We start from the raw sequence: 3,036 nt of genomic DNA on the forward strand, positions 1-3,036 counted from the left end.
GCAGGAACTGGGCCTCGACATCACCGGGCTGGTCTTCACCGGCGACAGTGCGGGCGGGAACCTCACCATCGTGGTCACCCAGGCCCTGGTCGCAAGGCCCGCCGCCGTGCCGGTGATCGCCCAGGCCCCGCTCTATCCGGTGGTGGATTCGAGCCAGACCGGCGGCTCGTTCACCGAATTTGCGGAAGGCTATCTGCTCACCGCCGACGCGATGAACTGGTTCAACGACAATTACGCCGCGACCCCGGGCGATGTCCGCAACGACTGCATTCTCGGCGATCTGGCGAGCCTGCCGCCGACGCTGCTGGTGACCGCCGGGCTCGATCCGCTGCGCGATCAGGGCCGCGATTTTGCGGCGCGCTGCGTCAAGGCGGGGGTCGACATGACCTATATGGAGATGCGCGGGACGATCCATGGCTTCATCTGCCTGCGCAAGGGCATTCCCTCGGCGCAGGCCGATTGCGATGCGATCTTCCGCGGCATGAAGGCCATGCTGAACCGGTAGCAGAAGGGAGCGCGTGCGATGCGCAGCAGGTTGTTCCAGACAGGGCTCGCGCTGGTTTTGCTGGGGATCGCCGCGCCCGATTCCGCAATTTCGCAAACGGCTCCGCAAGTTCGCAATGCACCCGACTTCGCGGGCATCATCGCCGGCTATCGGACGCAGCGGGCGAAGGATCCGGATAGCTGCTGCACCTATTCCGCCCCGGTCTTCGGGCGCGAGGTGCGCTTTCATCTGTTCGGCACGTTCGAGCCCGCCTATGAAGCGAAGAACGACCGGCAGATGATCCTGGAGTTCGTGCCGCAGGGGGAGAGCGTCCAGAACTGGACGCGGATGATCACGCTTTCGGCCTTTCGCGGCACTGGCAGCGCCCCGATTTCCACCGCCGAGATGCAGCAGCGCTTCTTCAACACCAATCGGGGCTGCGAAACCGCCAGTTTCTCGCGCGTGATCGCCAGCGGCAGGTTCGCTGACGGCACCGAATATAATCTGTCGAGCAATGGCTGCGGCTCGACTGCGGCCGGCGGCTATCCGGGCGCGGTTTCGGGCCGCGGCGAGCAGTTCGTCGCCTTGCTGCTGCGCGATGCCGAGAATGTCGCGGTGCTGCAATATGCCGAGCGCAGCGCCGGTTTCGACGCCGACAAGCCGCCGATCGGCGATGACGCGGTCGAGGCTGTCATGAGCCGCTTTCGCTCCATCGCATTTTGCCGCGGCAAGGCAGTGCCGAACGATTGCTCCATTGCCTTTTCCGCCCGCTGACAGCTAAGGCTGGGCCCATGAGCGGATTCGACAGCCTTCCCTATCGCCCCTGCGCGGGCATCATGCTGGTCAACCAGGACGGCAAGGTGTTCGTCGGCCAGCGGCTCGACAGCAGCGTCGAGGCCTGGCAGATGCCGCAGGGCGGGATCGACCCGGGCGAGGAGCCCGAGGTGGCCGCCTATCGCGAACTGGGCGAGGAAACCGGCATCGCGCCGAACCTGGCAGAGATCATTGCCCGCTCGCGCGAGGAGCATCTCTATGATCTTCCACCCGAATTGATGGGCAAAATCTGGGGCGGCAGATATCGCGGGCAGCGCCAGCACTGGTTCCTGATGCGCTTCATGGGGACCGATGCCGATATCAATATCGAGACCGAGCACCAGGAATTCCGCAGCTGGCGCTGGGCCGATCCGGACAGTCTGGAGGGACTGATCGTGCCTTTCAAGCGACGGTTGTACCGCGCGGTGGTGGAAGAGTTCCGCCCGCTGATCTAGGCTGCGGCCTTGTTTCTATCCCGGGAGGCCGATCGCGACATGCTGTTTCGCAGCGCCCTGACCAGCGCGCTCGTGCTGTCCGCCTGCGTGGCGCATTCCGCAGTTGCCCAGACGCCCGACGCGGTCGCGAGGCTGATTGATGCCGCGTTGCAATCGGGCGATGCCGCCGGGCTCGACGTGGTCGTCCGCTATGCCAAACAGGCCTATCCGCAATCGGCGGAATCGATCGACGCGCAGATTGCGGCCTTCCGCGCCGTCAATTCGGCCGCAGCCCCCGCCCCAGAAGCCACTCCCGTCGTGACAGCCGCCCAGCAAGCCAAGACCGAGCAGGCCAAGTTCGAACAGGCTGCCGCCATCAAATATTCGGGCGAAGGCGAACTGGGCGCATTCACCACCACCGGCAATGCGCCGGGGATCGGGCTCGCCGCCGGACTGAAACTGACCGCCGAGGGTGAAGACTGGCGGCTCGGTCTGCTCGGCCGCGCGGATTATCAGGAAACCAGCAATGTCGTGGTGCGCGAGCAGTATCGCTTCAGCGCCGAGCCGAACTACAAGTTCAACGAACGCGGCTATGTCTATGGCCTCGGACAATATGAGCAGGACAGGTTCCAGGGCTTTCATGCGCGCTACAGCCTGTCCGGCGGCGTTGGATACAGTATTCTGACCGATGAAAATGCGAAGCTGAGCGTCAAGGCGGGGCCGGCCTGGCGCTTTACGCAGCTGGTCACCGGCATGGACGAATCGGTGGTGGCGGGCCTGGCCTCGGTCGACATCAAGCTGAAGCTGACCCCGACGATCCAGCTGACCGAGGCGGCGAGCGCCTATGTCGACGAACAGCGCAGCACGCTGTTTTCGGTCGCCGCGCTCGATTCGCAGCTGATCGGCAAGCTGAAGGCGCGGCTATCCTATACCATCCAGTATGAGTCGAACCCGGCGCTGGGCCGCGCGCCCACCGATACGACCAGCCGGCTGACGCTGGTCTACGGTTTCTGATCTGCGGATCAGTTGCCGCCGCTGGCGACGATATCGACTTCGGTTCCGCCATTGGCCATGGGCTTGAGGAACAGCACATAGGCTGCCTCGCCCTTGGTGCCGCCGAGCACATGGTCGCCGCCGCGCAGCTGATATTCGGCCGAATAGCCGCCGCGCTTCGCCTTGGTGTAGTAGAAGTCGACCACGTTCTTCAGCGCGGCGGGCGTGGTGAAATTGACCACGCGGATATTGCACTGGCGGTTGGCGACGCCGGCCGCCTCCTTGACGTTCGCGCGCGGATAGACCGCGAAA

Annotated in this window: 4 protein-coding genes and 1 pseudogene; 4 read left to right on the plus strand and 1 reads right to left on the minus strand. The window is 64.6% G+C overall.

Annotated features, from left to right (window positions below; genetic code table 11):
• The 4 genes from DM995_RS05920 to DM995_RS05935 form a co-directional block, all read left to right on the plus strand.
• Positions 1-505 (plus strand): alpha/beta hydrolase fold domain-containing protein (locus tag DM995_RS05920; protein ID WP_157973275.1); only part of this gene is annotated, 505 nt, incomplete at its 5' end.
• A gap of 18 nt (positions 506-523) precedes the next feature.
• Positions 524-1,258: an HI_0983 family protein gene (locus DM995_RS05925; RefSeq protein WP_116968806.1), complete on the plus strand. Its 735-nt coding sequence runs from the start codon at positions 524-526 to the stop codon at positions 1,256-1,258.
• 17 nt (positions 1,259-1,275) lie between these two features.
• Positions 1,276-1,752 carry an RNA pyrophosphohydrolase gene (locus tag DM995_RS05930; protein WP_116968807.1) on the plus strand — a complete coding sequence of 159 codons (477 nt, stop codon included), beginning with the start codon at positions 1,276-1,278 and terminating at the stop codon, positions 1,750-1,752.
• Positions 1,753-1,791: 39 nt separating this feature from the next.
• The gene (locus DM995_RS05935; protein ID WP_116968808.1) at positions 1,792-2,745 is read left to right on the plus strand and encodes a DUF481 domain-containing protein; all 954 of its coding nucleotides are present in this window, start codon (positions 1,792-1,794) and stop codon (positions 2,743-2,745) included.
• A gap of 8 nt (positions 2,746-2,753) precedes the next feature.
• Here the strand turns inward: DM995_RS05935 and DM995_RS05940 are convergent.
• Positions 2,754-3,036, minus strand: a pseudogene (locus DM995_RS05940) (hypothetical protein); the annotation flags it as partial.

Source organism: Blastomonas sp. UPD001 (assembly GCF_003426715.1).
Taxonomy (GTDB): domain Bacteria; phylum Pseudomonadota; class Alphaproteobacteria; order Sphingomonadales; family Sphingomonadaceae; genus Blastomonas.